Raw genomic sequence first — 19,218 nt, forward strand, 5'->3', positions numbered from 1 at the left:
CTTCGGTACTTGCATAATTTCGCAATTGACAATTGCTTCTATCCGTGACCATAATTAGTAGAGGATAAGCGCATTCAAGTTATGTTTTCAAACCTCGAGAATTGCCCATTGACCGCAACTGCCAGAAGATACGTCGTTGATATGACACCTTCGCCAACGTGACTGAAGCTCTTCAGGTGCGCCACCGCAAACCCCAAGAATCCATTAACACTGCTGCAAAAGAATGAGCATTGTCACTAATAAATGAAAGAGTATTAATGTTACCCAGGGGAAACTACGAAGTAGTTGTCATTGGTGCTGGCCCAGCTGGGCTAGAGGCCGCTTTGGTGTTGGGGCGACAACGACGCAAGGTCTTGGTGCTCGATTCCAGCGCATATCGCAATGCAGCTTCGGATGCTGCCCACATGCTCTTAGGACAGGAAGGAACTGCCCCCACCCTCCTCCGCTCGCGCACCTTGGAGTCACTCAAGGATCTCCCCTACGTGGATTATGCGCTGGACACGGCCAAAACAGCAGAGGTTGCCTGCCACGATCAGCGGGAGCACGTAACCATTCACACTGCTGCTGGGCACACCATCGTAGCCCGCCGCCTCATTATCGCCACCGGACAGCGCGATGTCTGCGAGCAGGTGGACGGACTAGCAGAAGCGTTTGGGCGCTATGCATTTCACTGCCCGTACTGCCATGGTTTCGAGGCCTCGGGAAAGGACATCCTGGTCCTAGCCATCCCCGGTGTGCCCATAGCGAAGGCCATCTTCCAGGCGCTGTACCTGAAGAATCGGTTTTCTTCCTCAGTCAGGCTTCTCGCACCTGAAAGTGATATCACCGGGGATTTCGCCAAGCTACTCGCCACCTCCAGCATCGATGTGGTTGACGGCGAGGCGAAAACAGTCACCGGCTCGCTTGGCGAGGTTTCGGTAATAACAAAGGATGAAACGACACTTCGCTGTGAGTTGGCCTTTGCCACACCTCCGACAGAATCCGCGGCGAAAGAGTTGATCGAGTCCCTTGACCTGAACACTCGCGGGGCCTGCATCATGACGGACGACCATGGCAGAACCTCATGCCACCTCGTGTTTGCAGCCGGTGACGTTGCTGTTTCGCCAGAGGAACAAGAACCGATGACTTTCGTGAGCCAAGCCGTGGCTGAAGGCCAACGCACGGCGGTGTGGGTCGATCAAGACTTGTTCATGGAATCTCTGGGAATGACAGATCCCCCGCAGATTGCACCGTCAGATGAGAGCTGATGGGCCGACAACGCCCGACAAGCTAATAATTTCCACCAATCGAACAATCGAAAACACAAGAAGGACTATTCATGCACCGTAGAGACTTCCTCAAGTTCATCGCCGCTGCCACCACCGTCGCGGCTGCCTCCCCAATCATCTCGGCCTGCTCCTCTTCCTCTGATTCGGAGGGAGCGTCGGAAAGCAAGGCAAGCGGTAAGGCGCTGGACACGCTGCGCATCGCAGCCATCGGCAGCCCGGGCGAGAACCTCAACATTTCCGAGGCGATGTCTACCGCGACGTGGGCAGCCCTGTACGCGGTCTACGAATCCCTCGTCATCGCAGGTTCCGCCAAGCCCTCCTTGCAGCTCGCCAGCAGCGCCAAGCCCAACGACGATGCATCTGTATGGACCATCACGCTCCGCGAGGGTGCCACCTTCTCCGACGGCACGCCGGTGACCGCGAACGATGTGCTCGCCTCCGTGAAGTACATCGCGGGAAACCCCATGCACGGGATGTCCTACGCAGACGTCGACGTCGCTGCGTCCAAGGCTGTCAACGACACCACGGTGGACATTGTGCTTTCCCGACCCCGCGCAGATTTTGTCGACTCCGTCCTCGCGCTCAACAGCCTGGTTTACAAGGGCGGCGACCCTGCCAACGGCATTGGCTCCGGCCCGTATGTCATCGACTCCGGGGACTCCGGCCAGGGGTGGAAGCTCACCGCCAACGAGCACTACCCCACCGACATGCGCGTTTCTAAGTCGCTGGAGATTCAGGTCATCGCAGACGCCCAGGCACGACTGCGCGCTGTTGAATCCGGCGCCGTTGACCTGGCCATGGATCTTCCGGCTACCGCCCAGCGCAGCCTGCACTCAGCGGAGGTGTGGAGTCCGGGCGCCGTCGATTCCAAGGGCCTGCTGTTTATCCTCAACACCAAGGTTGCGCCCTTCAATGATGTTGAGGTGCGCCGCGCCATGAAGATGGCGCTGGACCGTTCCGCGCTCGTTGACGCTGCACTTGACGGCACCGGCACCCCGGGTACCGACGTACCGGGTCTGGGGTTTGCCGATTATCCATCCGAGCTTTCCGAGCCGAAGATGGACAAGGATGCCGCCCGCAAGATCTTCGAGGACAAGGGGGTAAAGAAGCTGACCCTGGTCACCGCCGACTTCACCCCGGGAATGAACGACGGCGCGGATGTGCTCGCGCACCAGCTCAAGGACTTGGGAGTTGAGGTCGAGGTGGAAAAGCGCGACCCAACAACCTACTACTCCGACATGGAAGCATTGAAGAAGCTGCCTTTCTTCGCCTCCTACATCGTCAACCGCTCGCTTTTGTCCGCGCTGCCGTTCATGACCGGCTCGAAGGCGATGTTCAACCTCTCCGGGTTCGGTACCGAGGGAGACTGGGACAAGCGCCTAGAGAAGCTGCAGGCGGAGACCGACGCCGACGCGCGCGCCAAGCAGCTTGCAGAGCTCGCCCGCACTATGCAGGAAGATGGTGGCGAGTTGCTGTGGGCCTACGCCAACGAAATCCATGGCCGCGCCGCAGGGGTGCCCGACTTGCCGGTCTCCCAGTCGGTTCCGGTTGTCACCACGCTGCCAGCTGCGAAGAACTAAGTGCAAAAGGAGCAGGTCCACGAGGATGAACATCGCCAAAGTGTGGTCGACTTCAACGGATTCCACGACTCCAGTCGCGGTACGCGTCGTGAAGCGAACTGCTCGATGGGCGGCAGTGCTGTTGTGCGCGGCGGTGGGTAGCTTCATCGTGATGGACCTGCTCCCCGGGGACGCGGCGACGGTGATTGCTCGCACCTCCGATCAGGCCCGCATCGACGCCATCCGCGCGGACCTGGGCCTTGACCGCCCTCTGTCGGTTCGGCTGTGGGAGTGGTTTTCTGGTCTCTTCTTTTTCGGCGATGGCGGCACGCTTTTTGCTTCGCAACGATCGGTCTGGGAGGCCTCTGCTTTTGCCGCCCGAAATTCGGCATACCTGATTGCGATCGCGCTTCCGCTGCTGCTTGCGATCGGTGTGGGAACGGGTGTGTTTGCTGGGCTTGTGCCCTCGAGCTGGCGCGACAGGCTCACCTGCCTTGGCGCTCAGTCGACTCTTGCCACCCCGGATTTTGCCGTCACCGCATTGTTGCTGGCTGTCCTTGCGGGCGCACTCAAGCTTGCGCCCGCAGTGTCCCTGGTACCGCCGGGCGGCACCCCGGCCGACAACCCGGGTGCACTCATCATCCCCTCCCTGGCCATCGCGCTGGTTGGCGGGGCGTGGTTACAACGATTGGTGCGCGCTGCGGTTGTCGATGCGCAGGCGTTGCCGCACGTGCGCGCCGCTCACCTATCAGGCATGCACCCGCTGTCGGTCTTGAGGCTGCACACCCTACCGGCTGCCTTCGGGCAGATCGCGCAGGCCAGCGCGGCGACCATCCCCTACGTAGTGGCGGGCACCGTGGTGGTGGAAAACGTAGTGGGCTACCCCGGCATTGGCACCACGGTCACCCACTTCGTTGTTTTCCGCGAGACCGTCGCGGTGGCGACCCTCACCACCGTCTTCGCCGCAGTAACCGTCGCGTCCTTCGCCCTCGCCGATGTCATTGGGAGGCACCGATGATTCTCCAACACCGCAGCGTTTCTGCGGTACTGACGGTCGCCGCGTTCGCCCTGTGGACGGCGGTTATCCTCGCAGCACTTGCCGGCCCGGCCCTCAGCGCGGCGTTGGGGTTGCCGGATCCCACCGCGCCGATGTCTCGGTCCTTCGACCCTCCGTCAAGGGCACATCTCTTGGGCACCGATCACTTGGGGCGCGATGTTGCGGCGCGCATGCTAGTCGGCAACGCCGCATTGGTCGTGCCGCCCGCTCTCGTCGCCGCGGCTGCAAGCACCGTGGGCGTGTTGCTGGCCGTGTGGTCTGCCACTTCCCGTCGTGCTTATGCGATCATCCGCTTCATCGGCGACACAATTTTAGTGGTGCCCCCGATTCTCATCATCTTGGCCACGGTCACGGCCGTCCCCGAAGGCTACGTCGCGGCGGCGGTAGCGGCCTTTGCGCTGTCGGTGCCGATGTCGATCCGCTACTTCTACCCCACCGTGACCCAAGCGCTGGGTTCGGGATACGTGGAGTATGCACGCGTCACGGGAGCCAGCTGGCGAACAATCGCCGTCTGGGACATTTTTCCCGCCGTGCGCCGATCGCTCATCGCCGACTTCAGCATCCGCTTCGTGGCAGTAGTCTTCCTCATCGCGACCGCGAGTTTCCTCACCGGAACCAGCAGCGGAGCAGACTCGACGTGGGCGGCGATGGTCGGTGCCGAGTTGGGCGGAGTTGACCTTAATCCGTGGGCCGTGGTGAGCCCGACGCTGGCGATCATCGTACTAACGGCGTGCCCCGCCCTGTTGTTGGAACTACGCATGGGAGGCAAGCGATGACCGCTGGCGTGCACATTGATGTCGATCGGCTAAGCATCAGCACGGTCGCGGGGCCAGACCAGGCAGGGTACGCGGTTGTGTCCGACATCAACCTGCAAGTGGCGGAAGGTGAGTCGATTGCTGTGACCGGTGCGTCCGGCGCGGGCAAGACCACTCTGGTCAAGGCGCTCATCGGCGAGGTCGGCACGGGGCTGCGCGTCACCGGCGGCAGCGTTTCCGTCGCAGGACAGCACCCCTTGTTGCTGCGCGGCCAGGGGCTGCGGGCCTTCCGGCGCGCATGCGCCTTCGTGGATCAGGATCCGGGCGCGGCCTTGCCACCGCGCTGGAGCGTGCGCCGGATCATCCGCCAGCGCGCCAAGGCCGGGCGGATTGCCGGGCGGATCTCGGACGAAGTGATCCTTAACCTCCTCGACGACTTCGGGCTCGGCGGCATCGAGGACATCCTAGAGCGCACCCCACGCCAGCTCTCCGGCGGGCAGCGGCGCCGACTGGGCATCGCCGCCGGCATCGCTGGACACCCGAAGCTGTTGCTTATCGACGAGCCTACCGCCGGCGTCGACCGTGCAACAGCACGGCTCATGCTCGACAGCCTGAAGGTCGCGCGAGATCGATCGGGAGCGACGTGCGTGGTCATCACCCACGACCCGAGTGTTGCCGCGGAGCTAGCCGACCGCGTGCTCAGCGTCGGGGACACCCCCTCTGTGCTCCCCACAGCGACGGACAAAGCCGCCTCGACGCCAGCGGGCGAACCAGCGGGCGCCCAAGACGCCCCTGCTAGACCCGCTCAACGCTCCCACGAGGCCGACACGATCCTGCGCATCGATGGCCTAACGCTGTCCCACGGTGCGCACGATGTTCTCACCGGGTTCGACCTCAGCGTCGACCGCGGTGCGATCGTGGGGATCTCGGGACCGTCGGGCCGCGGAAAGACAACCCTGTTGCGCGCCATCGCGGGCCTGCACGCTCCGGTGCGCGGAAGAATTGATGGTCCGCACCGCAGCAGCGTGGGCTGGATCCCTCAGGAATCGGAGCTTTCCCTCAACCCAGCCGTGCCGGTTGCGACCATCCTGCGACGCGCCGCGGGCCGCCACGCCGACGATTCGGCCATCGCCGAGGTCCTCGACCTGCTGGATCTGCCGGATTTCCTCCGCTCCCCGCATACGCGCGGCCGCCTGCACCACAGCAAACGGACCCGCCCCGACGAGCTCTCCGGCGGGCAACGCCAGCGTGTCAGCGTAGCTCGGGCCTTGCTGTCGCAGCCGATGCTCTTGCTTGCCGACGAGCCCACCTCCGCCCTCGACGGCGCGAACGCCCAGCGCGTGATCAACGCGATTCGAGCAGGCAAGTCCGCGCGCGCAACCATCATCGTCAGCCACGATCCGGCAGTGCTGGCGGCCTGCGACCGCGTTGTTTGCTTGTAGCGTGCGCCCGCCTACCACCTTTCTTAAGCTCCTTGGCTTGTATGTACGATTGTCGACGCCTACGGCCGCCGCCCTCGACCCCACGAGCAGGTAGGCTGGGCGGCACGAAAGGACAGTGAAGGTAGATGAGCAGAAAGTGGTTGTGGATCCTGTTCCGTCAGCGGTCAGTTCATCGCTGAGTCAACCGCTGGCGGATACACCACTCAAAAGGACTTGACCGCTTCGACATGCACAACATTGTGCCAGCGCAAAGCCATGGGTGGTTAAACAGCGAGAGCTCCAGGGGTACCCGAACTTCTGGCGGCCTAGCGCTCCAGGATCATCTCCCGCAAGCGGCCCACAATGCCCGCACCATCCTGACCAATGCCATCATGCTGGAACTGATTAGTCACCCACGGGCGCAGATCCCGCCACTGATCAGCCGTCGCCATCGACAAAGAATAAGGCACAAAAATATCATCCAGATACACCGCAGCAGCCGCCACCGGGGCGCGATCCTTCAGCGTCGCGGCGTCATAAAGCGAAGTCCACTGATCAAACGCAGCTAGCTCCTCCGCAGCCTGCTTATGCTCGCGCAAAGCCGGGTCCTCATCAAACTGCCACGGGAAAATATGCTCACCCGTCAAGTAGAATTTGCCCGCCGTGCGGGGGTCGGCCTGCTCCTCGAAACCCTCCACCTGCTCGCGCACCCGATGCGCCGACCACGCAGTCGCACCCGGCACCGTGCCGCCATAAATCGCCTCATGCACCAACGCATACAACGGATGCCCCGCAAAACTCACCCGGGCGCCCACCTCCACCAAAAAATCCTGGCGCAAACGCTTCTCGCCCCCAACCACAACAAACGGGTCCTCCAACAAATAACCCAACGTATCGAAACCCGTGCCGCGGCCCAACGCAATGCCAATCGTCCGGAAACGACGCGAAGACAAACGCTCACCCGTCGGCAACAACTCCTCAGCATTATCCAGATGGTGGCACACCTCGCGGATGGCGGCCTCCGCAAAGGGGAACTGGGCATAGAACTGCTCGCTGCGCGCCGCAACCTGGGCAAACGTGCGCTTATAGACCTCGTCCACACCCGCAGAGATATCCGGCAGACCGCCGGTGAGCATCGCATGCAAAATGCTCTCCGGATGGCGAGAAGCATAGGTGTTAATGCAAAAACCACCGAAACTCTGGCCAAACAATGCCCACTGATCCACCCCCAGCGCCCGGCGCACGGCCTCCGCATCCTCCACAATCTGATCCGCCCGCAACAACTTCAAATGCTGCGCATCCAATAATTGCGCATTAGAACGCCCCGTACCGCGCTGATCCAACAACACCACACGGTAATGCTTCAACAACTCCCCCACCCAGCCGCTCGCCCCCACCGGCCGTGGCGCTGGGAAACCCGGGCCACCCTGCAAAAACAACACACACGGGGCGTCCTCATTACCATCCGCCACAATCTCACGCGCGAACACACTGAGCACCTGCTGCTCACCGGAAGCGAAATGATCCCACGGAACCTCCACCATGTGATTGATAACAGTATGGCCAAAACGACGGATAGACACAGTAGAGTTCATGCAACAATACTACCCACCCACACCAGGAGACACCATGGCCACCACGACAGTCCCCGAGCACACCGACGCACACCGAGCCCCACGGGCCCAACGCCCAGGACGCATCACCGGCCTAGACCTCGCCCGAGCACTAGCCATCCTCGGCATGATGTTCGCCCACATCCTCTACTACAGCACCATCGACCCCCTGAAATTCCTCACCACCGGCTACCCCAGCACACTGTTCGCCGTCCTCAGCGGCATCTCCCTATCCCTCATGCTCGCCCACGGCAACGAACACGGCGGCACCACACTGTCCCGTGCACGCCACAGCGTACTCATACGCGCCGCCATCATCTTCGGCATCGGCATCGCACTCGACAACGTCCAGCACCAGATAGCCGTCGTACTCATGGCAATCGCCACCAACCTTGCCCTCCTGGCCCCCATCACCCGCCTACGCACCCGCTGGGTAGCCGCCACAACAGCCCTCGCCCTATTCATCGCCCCCTTCATCAGCATCGGCGGCCAATACCCCATCGGCGCCTGGCTCACCTACAGCCTCATCGGCATACTCACCTACCGCACCATCACCACCGCACGACTACGCACAACCGCAACCGTCGCGGCGTCAACAATCATCATCGCTGCACTCGCCGGCTGGATACGCATCCAGCAACACTACGACTGGGTACGCACCGCCGCCAGCCTCGGCTGGGAACAGCCCAGCTACTTCGCCCTCGACGGCGCATACCTAACCACCTGGGCGCACAAAGGCGGCATTGGAGATATCATCGCCACCGGCAGCGCCTCCGCCGCCCTCATACTCCTCTGCGTGCTCATCTGCCGCCTGCGCTGGGCCAGCATACTCACCTACCCACTACGAGCCCTCGGTATGATGGCACTAACCACCTACACCATCCACGTAAGCCTCACCGGAGCAATCGCACCCGCCCTCGGCTACATCGACATGCACCACTCACAATTCGGCTACGACACCTACTACCCCAACGACATGGGACCCATCTACGGCATCGAAGAAGCCGGCGCCATGGGCATCGCAGCCGAACTAGGAATCGAACCCCAAGACCTCGCCGACCCCAACTTCGACATCTCCAGCTACTACCTCGGCGATTGGCAACCCTGGCGCGACCGCATCGCCAACACCACCACCTGGAGCGAAGCCGAAGAGATCTGGAACGAAGCCCACCTAGCCCCATTCAAAGACGAGGCCTTCAGCAGCACCACCGCACACCCCGCCGACCCCGACACCCCACAGCCCTACGGCGAGGACTACTACGAGCCTTCAGCCGACGGTGAGGGCGGTAGTTCGGGAGGCGCTGATGGCGTTGATGGTGCTGACGGGGCGGCAGAACAGCGGGGTTGGGACCCCCGCGAACTACTAGGGTTCGCGCCGCAAAGCGCACTGCTTATCCTCTTTGCCAGCGGCTGGATGTTCTTCTTCCGCCGCGGCCCCCTGGAATGGCTGGTCCACCTAGCGTGCTCCCGTGGCAGCCGCACAGACCTCCCGCCACTCGCGCCGCAGGATTAGGTGTGCACTTTTTCGGCAGGGAGCCCGCCAAGTTTACATTTCCGCAGGTCGCGATTTGCAAACGGTGCTCGCTGCCGAAAAATGTGCACGCCCCCTTCGCAGAAAGCAAAAAAGCGGGTCCGTGGAATTCCACGAACCCGCCCAACTCCTCTAAAGGGATAAGGAAAGTTTAAGCCTCGTCACCCTTGCGGCGGCGAGCAACCAAAGCCAAACCACAGAAAATCAAAAACAGCGGCAAAAACTTACCCATAAAACCGCCGCCCTTAGAACCCTCCTTGGAGCCCTTCGCCGCGCGCCGATGCTTACTACCCGTAGACGCCTGCGGGGCCGGGCTGCTCATGGAATCATCCACGTCAACAATGTCCTTCTTTTCACGAGCGCCACTACGGCGGACTACACAATAAGGTTCAACACATTCAAGGTGCAGTCAAACACTCGCCCGCGTACTCTATTGCTTGAGTATCCACCCTGTCATCTTTTGTGAGGTTTCCTTTGAATATCCAACACGCCCAAGCACACCACAGCATCCGCCGAGCAGCCATCACCGCACTCGCCGGCGTTGCCGCGGTCTCCGCCCTCGCAGCATGCAGCCCCACCCAAGAAGAGCCCAGCGTGCAGGAAACCAAAATCACCAACACCACCCCCGCACCCAAATCAACCGCCGCAGCATCCCCCAAACCCGGCGAATCCAAAGTAACCGTCGACGCCAACCCCACCGAAGACCTCAAAGCAGGCGACGACATCACCATCAAACTATCCGGCCTCGACCCCGCACGCGGCTACTACGCAGCCATCTGCTCCCCCGTGAAAGTCCCCGGCAACCCCGTGCCGATCTGCAGCGGCGGCCAAGGTGACGCCACCGCACAAGCCTGGATTAAAACCGACGGCGGCACCGCACCCATCAACGAAGACGGCACCGCAACCACCACCATCGTCGCCACCCCCACTGGCACCGACATCAACTGCCTCGAACAAGACTGCGTGCTGAAAATCTTCGGCGACCACTCCGAAGGCTTCGTCGACGTCGTCGACCTACCCGTCACCTTCGCCAAATAGAGCCCATACTAGCCCCCGCTAGCCCCCTTCCTAAGGCTCTAATCGCATAGAAGAGGGGGCTCCTGCTGCTACAACATGGAGCCCCCCTAAACCCCGCGCCACCGTAACATAAAGGGTGGCCCGGCAACTAATGCAAACCTATTTGCCTTCGTCCGTCGACAAGGCCGCAACAAACGCCTCCTGCGGCACCGACACCGAACCGATGGACTTCATGCGCTTCTTGCCTTCCTTCTGCTTCTCCAGCAGCTTGCGCTTACGCGACACGTCACCGCCATAACACTTGGCCAACACGTCTTTACGCAGCGCACGGATGTTTTCACGCGCAATAATCTTCGAACCGATCGCCGCCTGCACCGGCACCTCAAACTGCTGGCGAGGAATCAGCTCCTTCAACTTCACAGTCATCTTGTTGCCATACCACTGGGCATTATCACGGTGCACGATCGCAGAAAACGCATCCACCGCATCACCCTGCAACAGGATGTCCACCTTCACCAGATCAGCCTGCTGCTCGCCGGCCTCCTCATAGTTCAGCGACGCATAACCACGAGTGCGGGACTTCAACATATCGAAGAAGTCAAAAATGATCTCGCCCAAAGGCATCGTGTAACGCAACTCCACACGATCCTCCGACAGGTAATCCATGCCGCCCATCACGCCGCGCTTCGACTGGCACAACTCCATAGTCGTGCCCACAAACTCCGCCGGCACAATAATCGTGGTCTTCACGATCGGCTCCCACACCTCACGCAACTTACCCGCCGGCCAGTCACTCGGATTATGCACCATCAACTCAGAGCCATCCTCAGCCACCACGCGGTAAGACACACTCGGCGCAGTCGAAATCAAATCCAAATCAAACTCACGCTGCAAACGATCACGCGTGATCTCCATGTGCAACAGGCCCAAGAAACCACAGCGGAAACCGAAGCCCAACGCCACGGAAGTCTCCGGCTCAAACGTCAACGCGGCGTCATTAAGCTGAAGCTTCTCCAACGCATCGCGCAAATCCGGATAATCAGCCTGGGAAATCGGGAACAGTCCCGAATACACCATCGGCTTCGGCTCCTCATAGCCCTTCAGCGGCAACTCCGCCCCCTTCGACGCCCACGTAACCGTATCGCCCACCTTCGACTGGCGCACATCCTTCACACCAGTAATCAAGTAGCCGACCTCGCCCGGGCCTAAGCCCTTGCACTTCTTCGGCGTCGGAGACACAATGCCGATCTCCAACAACTCGTGCGTCGCACCCGTGGACATCATCTTGATCTTCTGACGCGGCTCCAAGCGGCCATCAACCATACGGATATACGTCACGACGCCGCGATAAGTGTCGTAGACAGAATCGAAAATCATCGCGCGTGCCGGAGCGTCATCGCCGAACTCGCTAGTCGGCGGCGGAACAAGCTCGCACACCCGATCCAACAGCTCCGGCACACCCTCGCCCGTCTTGCCCGAAACACGCAGAACCTCTTCCGGCTCGCAACCAATAATGTGGGCGATCTCTTCTGCATACTTATCCGGATCAGCCGCAGGCAAATCAATCTTATTAAGCACCGGAATGATCTCCAGATCATTCTCCATCGCCAAATACAGATTCGCCAGCGTCTGTGCCTCAATGCCCTGCGCGGCGTCAACAAGCAAAATCGCGCCCTCACACGCCTCCAACGCACGCGACACCTCATAAGTAAAGTCCACGTGACCAGGCGTATCAATCAAATGCATCACAATCTGCTCACCCGCATGCTTGCCACTACGGGGCACCCACGGCAAACGAACATTCTGCGCCTTAATCGTAATGCCACGCTCGCGCTCAATGTCCATATTGTCCAGATACTGGTCACGCATATCACGCGCCTCAACCACACCAGTCAAACCCAAAATACGGTCCGCCAACGTGGACTTACCGTGGTCAATGTGCGCAATGATGCAGAAGTTCCGAATCTGCGTCGGATCTGTAAACGTCTCTTCCGCGAAATTGGCAACCATCGCCCACTCATCCTTCCAACAAGGTAATTCAAACTGAGAACAAACCCTACCCGAAACATCCGCTATCCTGAACACATGAACGCGCTCAACCGGCTCCTCGGGCGTATCACCGGTCGAATCCAAGGGATCACAGGCGACGACCTCGACGAAGGCCTCCGCCGCATCGGAAGCCAACTAGGTATCGACGTCGCCGACGGTCACTGCACCATGCGCAAACAACGCACCACCGCCGACGCTGCCGCCGACTGCACCCGCCCCGTCAACATCATGCGCCACTCCACCGCCCAACTGAAGCGCAGTATCTACTACGCCCCCGACATGGATGGCCGCGCCGACCCCGGCGAAATCGTCTGGGCGAACATGATGGACAAACGCACGAAAAAACCCTACGAACGCGCCCTCGTTGTAATCGGCCGCAGCCGTGAGCAACTGCTCGGCCTCATGATTTCCTCCAACGACGCCCACGCCGACGAAGACAACTGGCTCGACATCGGCGCCGGAGCCTGGGACCGCGGCGGCCGACGCTGTTGGGTGCGCCTAGACAGCGTCGTTTCCGTGCCCGAATTGTGGACCAAACGCCAAGGCGCGATTATCCCCCGCCGCCGCTTCGACCGCATCGCCAACCGCCTACGCAACGAATACGGCTGGCACTGACGCCAGCTTTGCTCCCGACGATTCGACTTCCACACAGCCGCAGTGATAAGGTTGACCGCTGTTGTCGGTCTAACCTGCAGGACCTTGGGCAGGTCGTACAATCGGCACCACTGACATTTTTAATCTTTAGAAAGATCAAGAGGTATTTGCCATGGCAAACATCAAGTCTCAGATGAAGCGCATCAAGACCAACGAAAAGGCACGCATGCGCAACAAGGCAGTTCGCTCCGAGCTGCACACCGCTACCCGCAAGCTCCGCGCTCTGGTAGAGGCCGGCGACAAGGCTGCCGCAACCGAGCAGCTCCGCTTCGTTTCCCGCAAGTTGGACAAGGCGGTGTCCAAGGGTGTTCTGCACCGCAACAACGCAGCTAACAAGAAGTCCCGCCTGGCAAAGGCCGTGAACAAGATTGGCTAAACCAAGCCATTTGTAGAGCCGCTCCACTTTTCGTGGGGCGGCTCTTTTCTTTTGCCCCACCGCGTGCCAAAACTTGCGCATTTGGCGCGCTTGGCGTTAGCCGAACTGGGAAAATGGAAACGGGGAGGGGGCAAATGCACAGATTTTGGCACCCTGCCCCTGTTTTAACGCCTGGCGAGCTCGCTGATCTCACGCACAGCATGCTCCAGCACATAATTCGGGTCCCCACCCTGGCCCTTCACGGCAGCCTCAAGCTCAGCGATCACAATCACCGCGCGACTCACAGAATCCCCATTCCACCGCCGGGCAACCTTATGGGTCTTATCCATCAGCCAGGGCTGCATCTTCAACTCCCGCGCATCCGGCCTGGCGGTGGAATACATGCGGGCGATCTGCCCCACCTTCGTCGCCAACGCACTGGTCAACAGCACCGGCGACAGCCCCAACTGCAATGCCCGGCGCGTAGAAGCCACAGCCCGTGCCGTGTTCCCCGCGCAAGCAAGGTCAGCGATGTCGAAGCCGGACACCTCCGCCACACCGCGATAGAACTGGCGCACTTTATCGACGGTGACGTCCCCACCGGTGTCGGCAACCAACTGGGCTGCGGCACTCGCCAGCTCGCGTAGGTCACTGCCCACGCCCTCAAGCACCGCGTTGACGACATCCGGGGTGACCTTGACTCCGTGGTTGCGGAATTCCTGGTTGAGCCAGGCGAAGCGTTCACTGGGTTTCACCTTATCCACGCGCACCACATCCGCCAGCTTCGACAGCGGGGTCACCATGTTTTTGGTCCGTCCGCCGCCGCTGTGTTGGATGATCAGGGTGATGCCCTCGGGCGGGTTTTTCGCAGCATCCAGCAGCACTTGGGCGGGTTCTTTGCCCGCGGCGTCAGCGTCGGTGAAGATCACTACCCTGTCTTCGGCAAACAGTGATGGGCTGAGCAGCTCATACATCTCACTCAAGGTCACTTCGCCTGCGCGCAGCAGGGTGATGGGCAGGTCGGTGCCGGGTGGTAGTTGTTGTCTGACCTGGGTGATGATGCCCGCGCGTGCTCGTTCGGCCAGGTAGGGTTCGTCGCCCAGAATCAGATGTACGCTCACGGCTCCTATCGTGCCACAGCAGCGCGTAGAGCATCCAGGCGAGCCCCAGTCCCAGCCACTGGGTGGGAATGTGGGTGGTTGCCCACGGTTGGTTGCCGAGGTGCGTGGCCAGGGTGTTGATCCACCACAGGAAAGGCTGGGTGAGCTCAATAATTAATGACGCCGCGGTGGTGTTCACACAGGCAGCCAAGGTCGCGATCAAGCCCAGAATGGTCACTGGTGGCACGGCTGGCGCAGCAAGCAAGTTGGCGATCATCGACACCAGCGAAGTCCGGTCGGCCATTATAGCGATGATCGGCATGGTGGATAGGTCGGCGGCAAGGGTGACTGCCAACAGTTGAGCCCAGGGCATCGGTATGCGCGGGAGGATGCGGAAGATGCTGCGCAACAGCACAGGGGTGAGCAAGATGATTCCGCCGGTTGCAACCACCGAGAGTGCAAAGCCGTAATTCAGTGCCATGCCGGGGTCGAACAGTATCATCGCGATCACCGCCAGAAACAACGTGTGCGCGGGTTGGGTGCGACGGTCAGAGACCATGGTGACCACCGCGACGCTGCCGACGATGCCCGCACGAATAACAGAGGCCTCGGTGCCGACCACCGCGATAAACACCGCAAGGCTGATCGCCGCCGCGACCGCCCGCACCTTCGGCGCCTGGGTAGCAAGCAGCGCCACCACCGTGCCCAACACAATCGCTACGTTCGCCCCACTGACCGCCGACAGATGAGACAAGCCAGTGTCGATGAACATCTGCCGCTGCTGAGCGCTCTGCCCACTGGTATCCCCAATGGCCATGCCGCCGAACAAACCTGCATGCTCTCTCGACAGCACGTGCCCAGCTGCCTGAGCCAGCCGCGTGCGGATCCACGCCCATGGGTCGCTGGCCTGCGCCACCTGCACCTCGCTGAGCCTGCAAGTGACATTAACCAGCCCCGGCCGCGTGCTCGGCGCAGACACCGCATGGGCAACCACCAGGTCCCCACGGTGCACCTCATCAAGGCTCAAGCCCGGCGCGAAACAGGGCACGGTCCCGGGGACACCATCAATCCCCAAGTGGAGCATCATGGAATGCTCGAGTATCCGCGGCGAGCCTTCGACGCGACCCACCACATCGATCCTTCTACCAAGCTCCGCCGACAGAGGGTGGTTGGACATCTGCCGGCAGCGCAGCCACGCGACCGCCCCAGCGGCAGAACCCACAGCAGCACTCAAGCCCGCCTGGCCCGCACCATAGGCCCACCACAGCGCCAGCACCCCAAGCATGGCCACCAACCCCGCACAACCCCCGGGGCCGCCGCCGTAAAGCCAGATCACCGCACCAGCGCTCGCCCACGCTGCAACCGCCGGCCACAACAGTCGGTGCTCTTCGACCGCCCGGGTGGGCTCCAGTGGCTGATAAAAGTCCCCACCGGCCACCGCATAACGCGTCACAACCGGATGCTGTCTTTCAACGCCTCGAACTTACTAGGCCCAATGCCCTTGACATCCATCAGCGCCTCAAGGCTGCTGAAACTACCGTGCTCGCTGCGGTGCGACACGATTGCCTCCGCCGTCTTAGCCCCCACCCCCGGCAGGCCAGTGAGCTCCTCGACGCTGGCTGAATTGATGCTAATTCTGGAATCCACCACTGCCCCGCCCACACTCGTACTGCCCATCTGCCCGTCGGCAGCACCCTGCCCACCCGCAGTAGGCACGATGATGTGTTCCTCATCCGCAACCTTGCGCGCAAGGTTCAGCCCCACGGCGTCAGCCTCCGGCAACAGGCCCGCCTGTTCCACCACATCGGCCACCCTCGATCCAGCGGGCACCCGGATCACCCCGGGGTGCGCCACCGCCCCGGCAACGCTGACCACCAGCTCGCCGCCCGGCACCTGACTAACCTCCGCGCCACCACCGCTGCCTTCGACGAATGCCACCGCCTCTGTACTGCCAGCCTCCACCGGCTCACCCCACGCGTGCACCCTCCACCACGTCCATCCCACCAGCACAAGCAGCAACAGCGCAGCACCAACCGCCGCACGCCACCCCACCCGCAGGCGCCGCCGCATGGGCCGCTGCAAAAACAACAGGTCTTCTTCCCCCGTGGGCTGCACATAGGGCCTAATTCTGTCTAACATGGCGCCCACCCTAGGCCCGCGCCCCACACCCCCACGGCATGCCTGTGAAAACCGACGCGCCTGTGGATAACCCCCCTATTCGCTAAACACCGCCGACACCGCAATCGAGCCCGGCCCAGCGTGCACCGCCAACACCTCACTCATAGGCACCGTCATAAACGTCGAGTCCTCCGGCAGCACAGACTCCATAGCCTCGCTCAACCGAGCAGCAGCCTCCGGGGCCTGGTGCTCCTGCAAAGCAATAAACACCGGACGCGAATTAGCCCGGGTAACAATCAACTCAATAAGCTTCGCAAACGCCTTAGTCTGCGTGCGGGTTTTCGCCGCCAACTCAATACGACCCCCCTTGATCTGCATGATCGGCCGAGTCGCCAACGCCGCCGACACCAACGCATCCGTCGTCGACAACCGCCCCGACTTACGCAACCCCTCCACCTTGTCGACGTACAAGAACATCTCCGAGCGCTCCAACGTCGATGAAGCCGCCTCCACGCACTCATCCACACTGCCGCCCTGGCCGGCAACAGTCGCCGCGGCCATCGCCGCAGCACCCACACACATGCCGATCGTGGAGGTCTCGACAACCCGCACGGGCTCCGCGACGTCATCAAACACAGCGGCAGCAGACTCCGCCGACGCGTACGTAGACGACAAATCCTTAGACAAATGCAAAGCAACAACGCCTTTATCGCCGCCGCGCTCCAACTGGCGGGCATAAGCCGCAACCAACTCCAACGCAGTCAGCCCCGCGGTGTGTACCTCGTCGCTGCCGTCCTCAGGAGGCATCACATGCAGGTCCAGCACTTTAATGCCGAGCTCCTCAGCAGTGTCCTTGGGCAAACAACTGGACGAGTCGGTAACAATCCGAACCGGCACTAGCGCATCACCTGGCCGATATTCCACCCATCCAAATACCACTGGGCAGACCCCGGGCTCGAAAACTCCCCCACGCCCTCAGCCGCGCGCGAGGCCTCGAACTTCGGCCGGGCCGTCAACTCCGCCCAACAGGTGTTCTTCAACCCGCTAAACATCGGGTAGTGACTCACCGGAACATCCAACAATGCGCTGGTCAACGCACCAATAGTGCCGCCATGGGCCACCAGAAGCAACGCGTGGTCATCATCCCACTGCTCCCACGAAGCCATCATCTCATCAACCACCGCACGAGCACGCTCCGCAACCTCCAAGCGGGTCTCCCCACCCGGCGGTGCCCACGTCGCATCATGACGCCACTGTGCACGCGCCCCCGGCAACGCCCCATCAACCTCGGCATGGGACTTACCCTGCCACTGGCCCAAATTAGTTTCCCGCAAACGCTTGTCTACCTCCACCGGCACATCCAATTTGGAGGCAACCGCCTGGGCAGTCGTCTTCGCACGCGACAAATCAGAACTAATAATCCGGCCAATATGCTGGCGCGACAAATACTGCGCCGCAATATCCGCCTGCTTGCGGCCAACCGCCGACAGTTCCGTATCCAACTGGCCCTGCATACGGCCAGTGGCGTTGTATTCAGTCTGCCCGTGACGAAGCAGAAAAAGCTTGCGGGACATGGCTACAGCTCGTCCCGATCAGGCTCGTTTTCCGCCAAGGGGATCTCATCAATCGAAGACACTTCGCGCACGTTGACCTCATCCGCCCACGCCGCCGGACGCTCCGGCATATCAATGCCCTCAATCTGCAGGTAGGGGCAGTCCCGCCACAGACGATCCAAGCCATAGAAGTCACGCTCTTCGTCGCGCATAATGTGCACAACAATCTCGCCATAATCCAGCAGAGCCCAGCGGCCCTCGCGCACACCCTCGCGGCGGATCGGCTTCACGCCTGCCTCGCGCAACTTGTCCTCAACCTCGTCAACAATCGCGCCCACCTGGCGTTCCGTCGGTGCAGACACAATCACGAAACAATCGGTAATCACCAACTGCTCGGACACATCAATCACAGCAATTTCCTCCGCCAGCTTCTCAGCTGCCGCGTGTGCTGCGATCGTCGCTAATTCAATGGACTCCTCATGCGCGCTCATGCCCTCTAGTGTCTCACGTGCACAACAGCCACACCAATCTCCCCCAGAAAAACACGCAGCATCAGGTTAAGAGCGCTCGTACAGATGAGACTTTGCAATATATTGCACAACACCATCCGGCACCAGGTACCACACCGGCCGACCGGACGCAGCGCGGCGTCGGCAATCAGTGGAACTAATCGCCAAGGCAGGCACCTCCACCAAATGGACGCGCTCCTGCGCCTCCGGCGGCAAGAAACTCTCCTCCAGCTTGTAACCCGGGCGAGTCACCCCCACAAACTCGGCCAAATCAAACATGGACTCCCAATCCCGCCACGTCATGATCTGCGCCAACGCATCCGCCCCAGTAATAAAATACAACTGCGCATCCGGAAACTGGGCCTTAATATCGCGCAACGTATCCACCGTGTACGTCGGCCTACCGCGGTCAATGTCCACCCGCGACACCCGAAACCGCGGATTGGGTGCGGTCGCCACAATCGTCATCAGGTAGCGGTCCTCCGCAGAACTGACCACCCTGTCGGACTTCTGCCACGGCTGACCCGTCGGCACAAAAATCACACGATCAAGATCGAACAAATCCGCCACTTCCGACCCCGCCACCAAGTGACCATTGTGAATGGGATCAAAAGTGCCACCCATGATGCCGATGCGTCGCACGTCTGCCATGCACCAAC

19 protein-coding genes are annotated in these 19,218 nt (G+C 61.2%); 9 read left to right on the top strand and 10 right to left on the bottom strand.

The window, feature by feature from the left end; translation table 11 throughout:
- Positions 1 to 257: 257 nt before the first annotated feature.
- The 5 genes from L1C91_RS06405 to L1C91_RS06425 all read left to right on the top strand — a co-directional run bounded on the left by L1C91_RS06405 (position 258) and on the right by L1C91_RS06425 (position 6,081).
- Positions 258 to 1,247: an NAD(P)/FAD-dependent oxidoreductase gene (locus tag L1C91_RS06405; RefSeq protein WP_234858533.1), complete on the top strand. Its 990-nt coding sequence runs from the start codon at positions 258 to 260 to the stop codon at positions 1,245 to 1,247.
- A 71-nt stretch (positions 1,248 to 1,318) separates the two neighbouring features.
- A complete protein-coding gene (locus L1C91_RS06410; RefSeq protein ID WP_234858534.1) occupies positions 1,319 to 2,848 on the top strand; it encodes an ABC transporter substrate-binding protein in 1,530 nt (509 codons plus the stop codon).
- Between the two features lie 25 nt (positions 2,849 to 2,873).
- A complete protein-coding gene (locus L1C91_RS06415; RefSeq protein ID WP_234858535.1) occupies positions 2,874 to 3,845 on the top strand; it encodes an ABC transporter permease in 972 nt (323 codons plus the stop codon).
- Positions 3,842 to 4,660 (top strand): ABC transporter permease subunit, encoded by an 819-nt coding sequence (locus tag L1C91_RS06420; RefSeq protein ID WP_234858536.1) that lies wholly within the window; start codon positions 3,842 to 3,844, stop codon positions 4,658 to 4,660. The genes L1C91_RS06415 and L1C91_RS06420 overlap by 4 nt, the downstream gene beginning before the upstream one ends.
- On the top strand, positions 4,657 to 6,081 hold the full coding sequence (locus tag L1C91_RS06425; RefSeq protein ID WP_234858537.1) for an ABC transporter ATP-binding protein: 1,425 nt from the start codon (positions 4,657 to 4,659) through the stop codon (positions 6,079 to 6,081). Before L1C91_RS06420 ends, L1C91_RS06425 begins: the two co-directional genes overlap by 4 nt.
- Before the next feature lie 305 nt (positions 6,082 to 6,386).
- On the opposite strand, the gene L1C91_RS06430 is transcribed toward L1C91_RS06425, so the two are convergent.
- Positions 6,387 to 7,655: an alpha/beta fold hydrolase gene (locus L1C91_RS06430; protein WP_234858538.1), complete on the bottom strand. Its 1,269-nt coding sequence runs from the start codon at positions 7,653 to 7,655 to the stop codon at positions 6,387 to 6,389.
- Between L1C91_RS06430 and L1C91_RS06435 the strand changes: the two genes are divergently transcribed.
- Positions 7,654 to 9,186, top strand: coding sequence for an acyltransferase (locus tag L1C91_RS06435; protein ID WP_234858539.1), 1,533 nt, complete (start codon positions 7,654 to 7,656; stop codon positions 9,184 to 9,186). The genes L1C91_RS06430 and L1C91_RS06435 overlap by 2 nt on opposite strands.
- A gap of 169 nt (positions 9,187 to 9,355) precedes the next feature.
- On the opposite strand, the gene L1C91_RS06440 is transcribed toward L1C91_RS06435, so the two are convergent.
- Positions 9,356 to 9,538, bottom strand: a complete 183-nt coding sequence (locus L1C91_RS06440) for a hypothetical protein (RefSeq protein ID WP_234858540.1) — start codon at positions 9,536 to 9,538, stop codon at positions 9,356 to 9,358.
- A gap of 140 nt (positions 9,539 to 9,678) precedes the next feature.
- Between L1C91_RS06440 and L1C91_RS06445 the strand changes: the two genes are divergently transcribed.
- Positions 9,679 to 10,242, top strand: a complete 564-nt coding sequence (locus tag L1C91_RS06445) for a thiamine biosynthesis protein (protein WP_234858541.1) — start codon at positions 9,679 to 9,681, stop codon at positions 10,240 to 10,242.
- A 138-nt stretch (positions 10,243 to 10,380) separates the two neighbouring features.
- On the opposite strand, the gene lepA is transcribed toward L1C91_RS06445, so the two are convergent.
- Positions 10,381 to 12,231 (bottom strand): translation elongation factor 4, encoded by a 1,851-nt coding sequence (gene lepA, locus L1C91_RS06450; RefSeq protein WP_234858542.1) that lies wholly within the window; start codon positions 12,229 to 12,231, stop codon positions 10,381 to 10,383.
- Positions 12,232 to 12,306: 75 nt separating this feature from the next.
- Between lepA and L1C91_RS06455 the strand changes: the two genes are divergently transcribed.
- Both L1C91_RS06455 and rpsT read left to right on the top strand, forming a co-directional pair.
- Complete coding sequence (locus L1C91_RS06455) at positions 12,307 to 12,885, top strand: type II toxin-antitoxin system PemK/MazF family toxin (RefSeq protein ID WP_234858543.1); 579 nt, start codon at positions 12,307 to 12,309, stop codon at positions 12,883 to 12,885.
- A gap of 151 nt (positions 12,886 to 13,036) precedes the next feature.
- Entirely contained in the window at positions 13,037 to 13,300 is a 264-nt protein-coding gene (gene rpsT, locus L1C91_RS06460) for a 30S ribosomal protein S20 (RefSeq protein WP_234858544.1), read from the top strand.
- A gap of 164 nt (positions 13,301 to 13,464) precedes the next feature.
- Here the strand turns inward: rpsT and holA are convergent, their stop codons facing one another.
- The 7 genes from holA to nadD form a co-directional block, all read right to left on the bottom strand.
- On the bottom strand, positions 13,465 to 14,364 hold the full coding sequence (gene holA, locus L1C91_RS06465) for a DNA polymerase III subunit delta (protein WP_234858688.1): 900 nt from the start codon (positions 14,362 to 14,364) through the stop codon (positions 13,465 to 13,467).
- On the bottom strand, positions 14,255 to 15,832 hold the full coding sequence (locus L1C91_RS09460) for a ComEC/Rec2 family competence protein (RefSeq protein WP_234858545.1): 1,578 nt from the start codon (positions 15,830 to 15,832) through the stop codon (positions 14,255 to 14,257). The genes holA and L1C91_RS09460 overlap by 110 nt, the downstream gene beginning before the upstream one ends.
- Positions 15,829 to 16,518, bottom strand: a complete 690-nt coding sequence (locus tag L1C91_RS06475; protein WP_234858546.1) for a ComEA family DNA-binding protein — start codon at positions 16,516 to 16,518, stop codon at positions 15,829 to 15,831. Before L1C91_RS06475 ends, L1C91_RS09460 begins: the two co-directional genes overlap by 4 nt.
- Before the next feature lie 75 nt (positions 16,519 to 16,593).
- The gene (locus L1C91_RS06480) at positions 16,594 to 17,394 is read right to left on the bottom strand and encodes a DegV family protein (protein ID WP_234858547.1); all 801 of its coding nucleotides are present in this window, start codon (positions 17,392 to 17,394) and stop codon (positions 16,594 to 16,596) included.
- Positions 17,394 to 18,071, bottom strand: coding sequence for a histidine phosphatase family protein (locus tag L1C91_RS06485; protein WP_234858548.1), 678 nt, complete (start codon positions 18,069 to 18,071; stop codon positions 17,394 to 17,396). Before L1C91_RS06485 ends, L1C91_RS06480 begins: the two co-directional genes overlap by 1 nt.
- A 2-nt stretch (positions 18,072 to 18,073) precedes the next feature.
- Entirely contained in the window at positions 18,074 to 18,541 is a 468-nt protein-coding gene (gene rsfS / locus L1C91_RS06490; protein WP_234858549.1) for a ribosome silencing factor, read from the bottom strand.
- Between the two features lie 66 nt (positions 18,542 to 18,607).
- Complete coding sequence (gene nadD / locus L1C91_RS06495; RefSeq protein ID WP_234858550.1) at positions 18,608 to 19,210, bottom strand: nicotinate-nucleotide adenylyltransferase; 603 nt, start codon at positions 19,208 to 19,210, stop codon at positions 18,608 to 18,610.
- Positions 19,211 to 19,218 lie beyond the last annotated feature (8 nt).

The sequence above is a fragment of the Corynebacterium argentoratense genome, from assembly GCF_021491455.1.
Taxonomy (GTDB): Bacteria; Actinomycetota; Actinomycetes; order Mycobacteriales; family Mycobacteriaceae; genus Corynebacterium; species Corynebacterium argentoratense_A.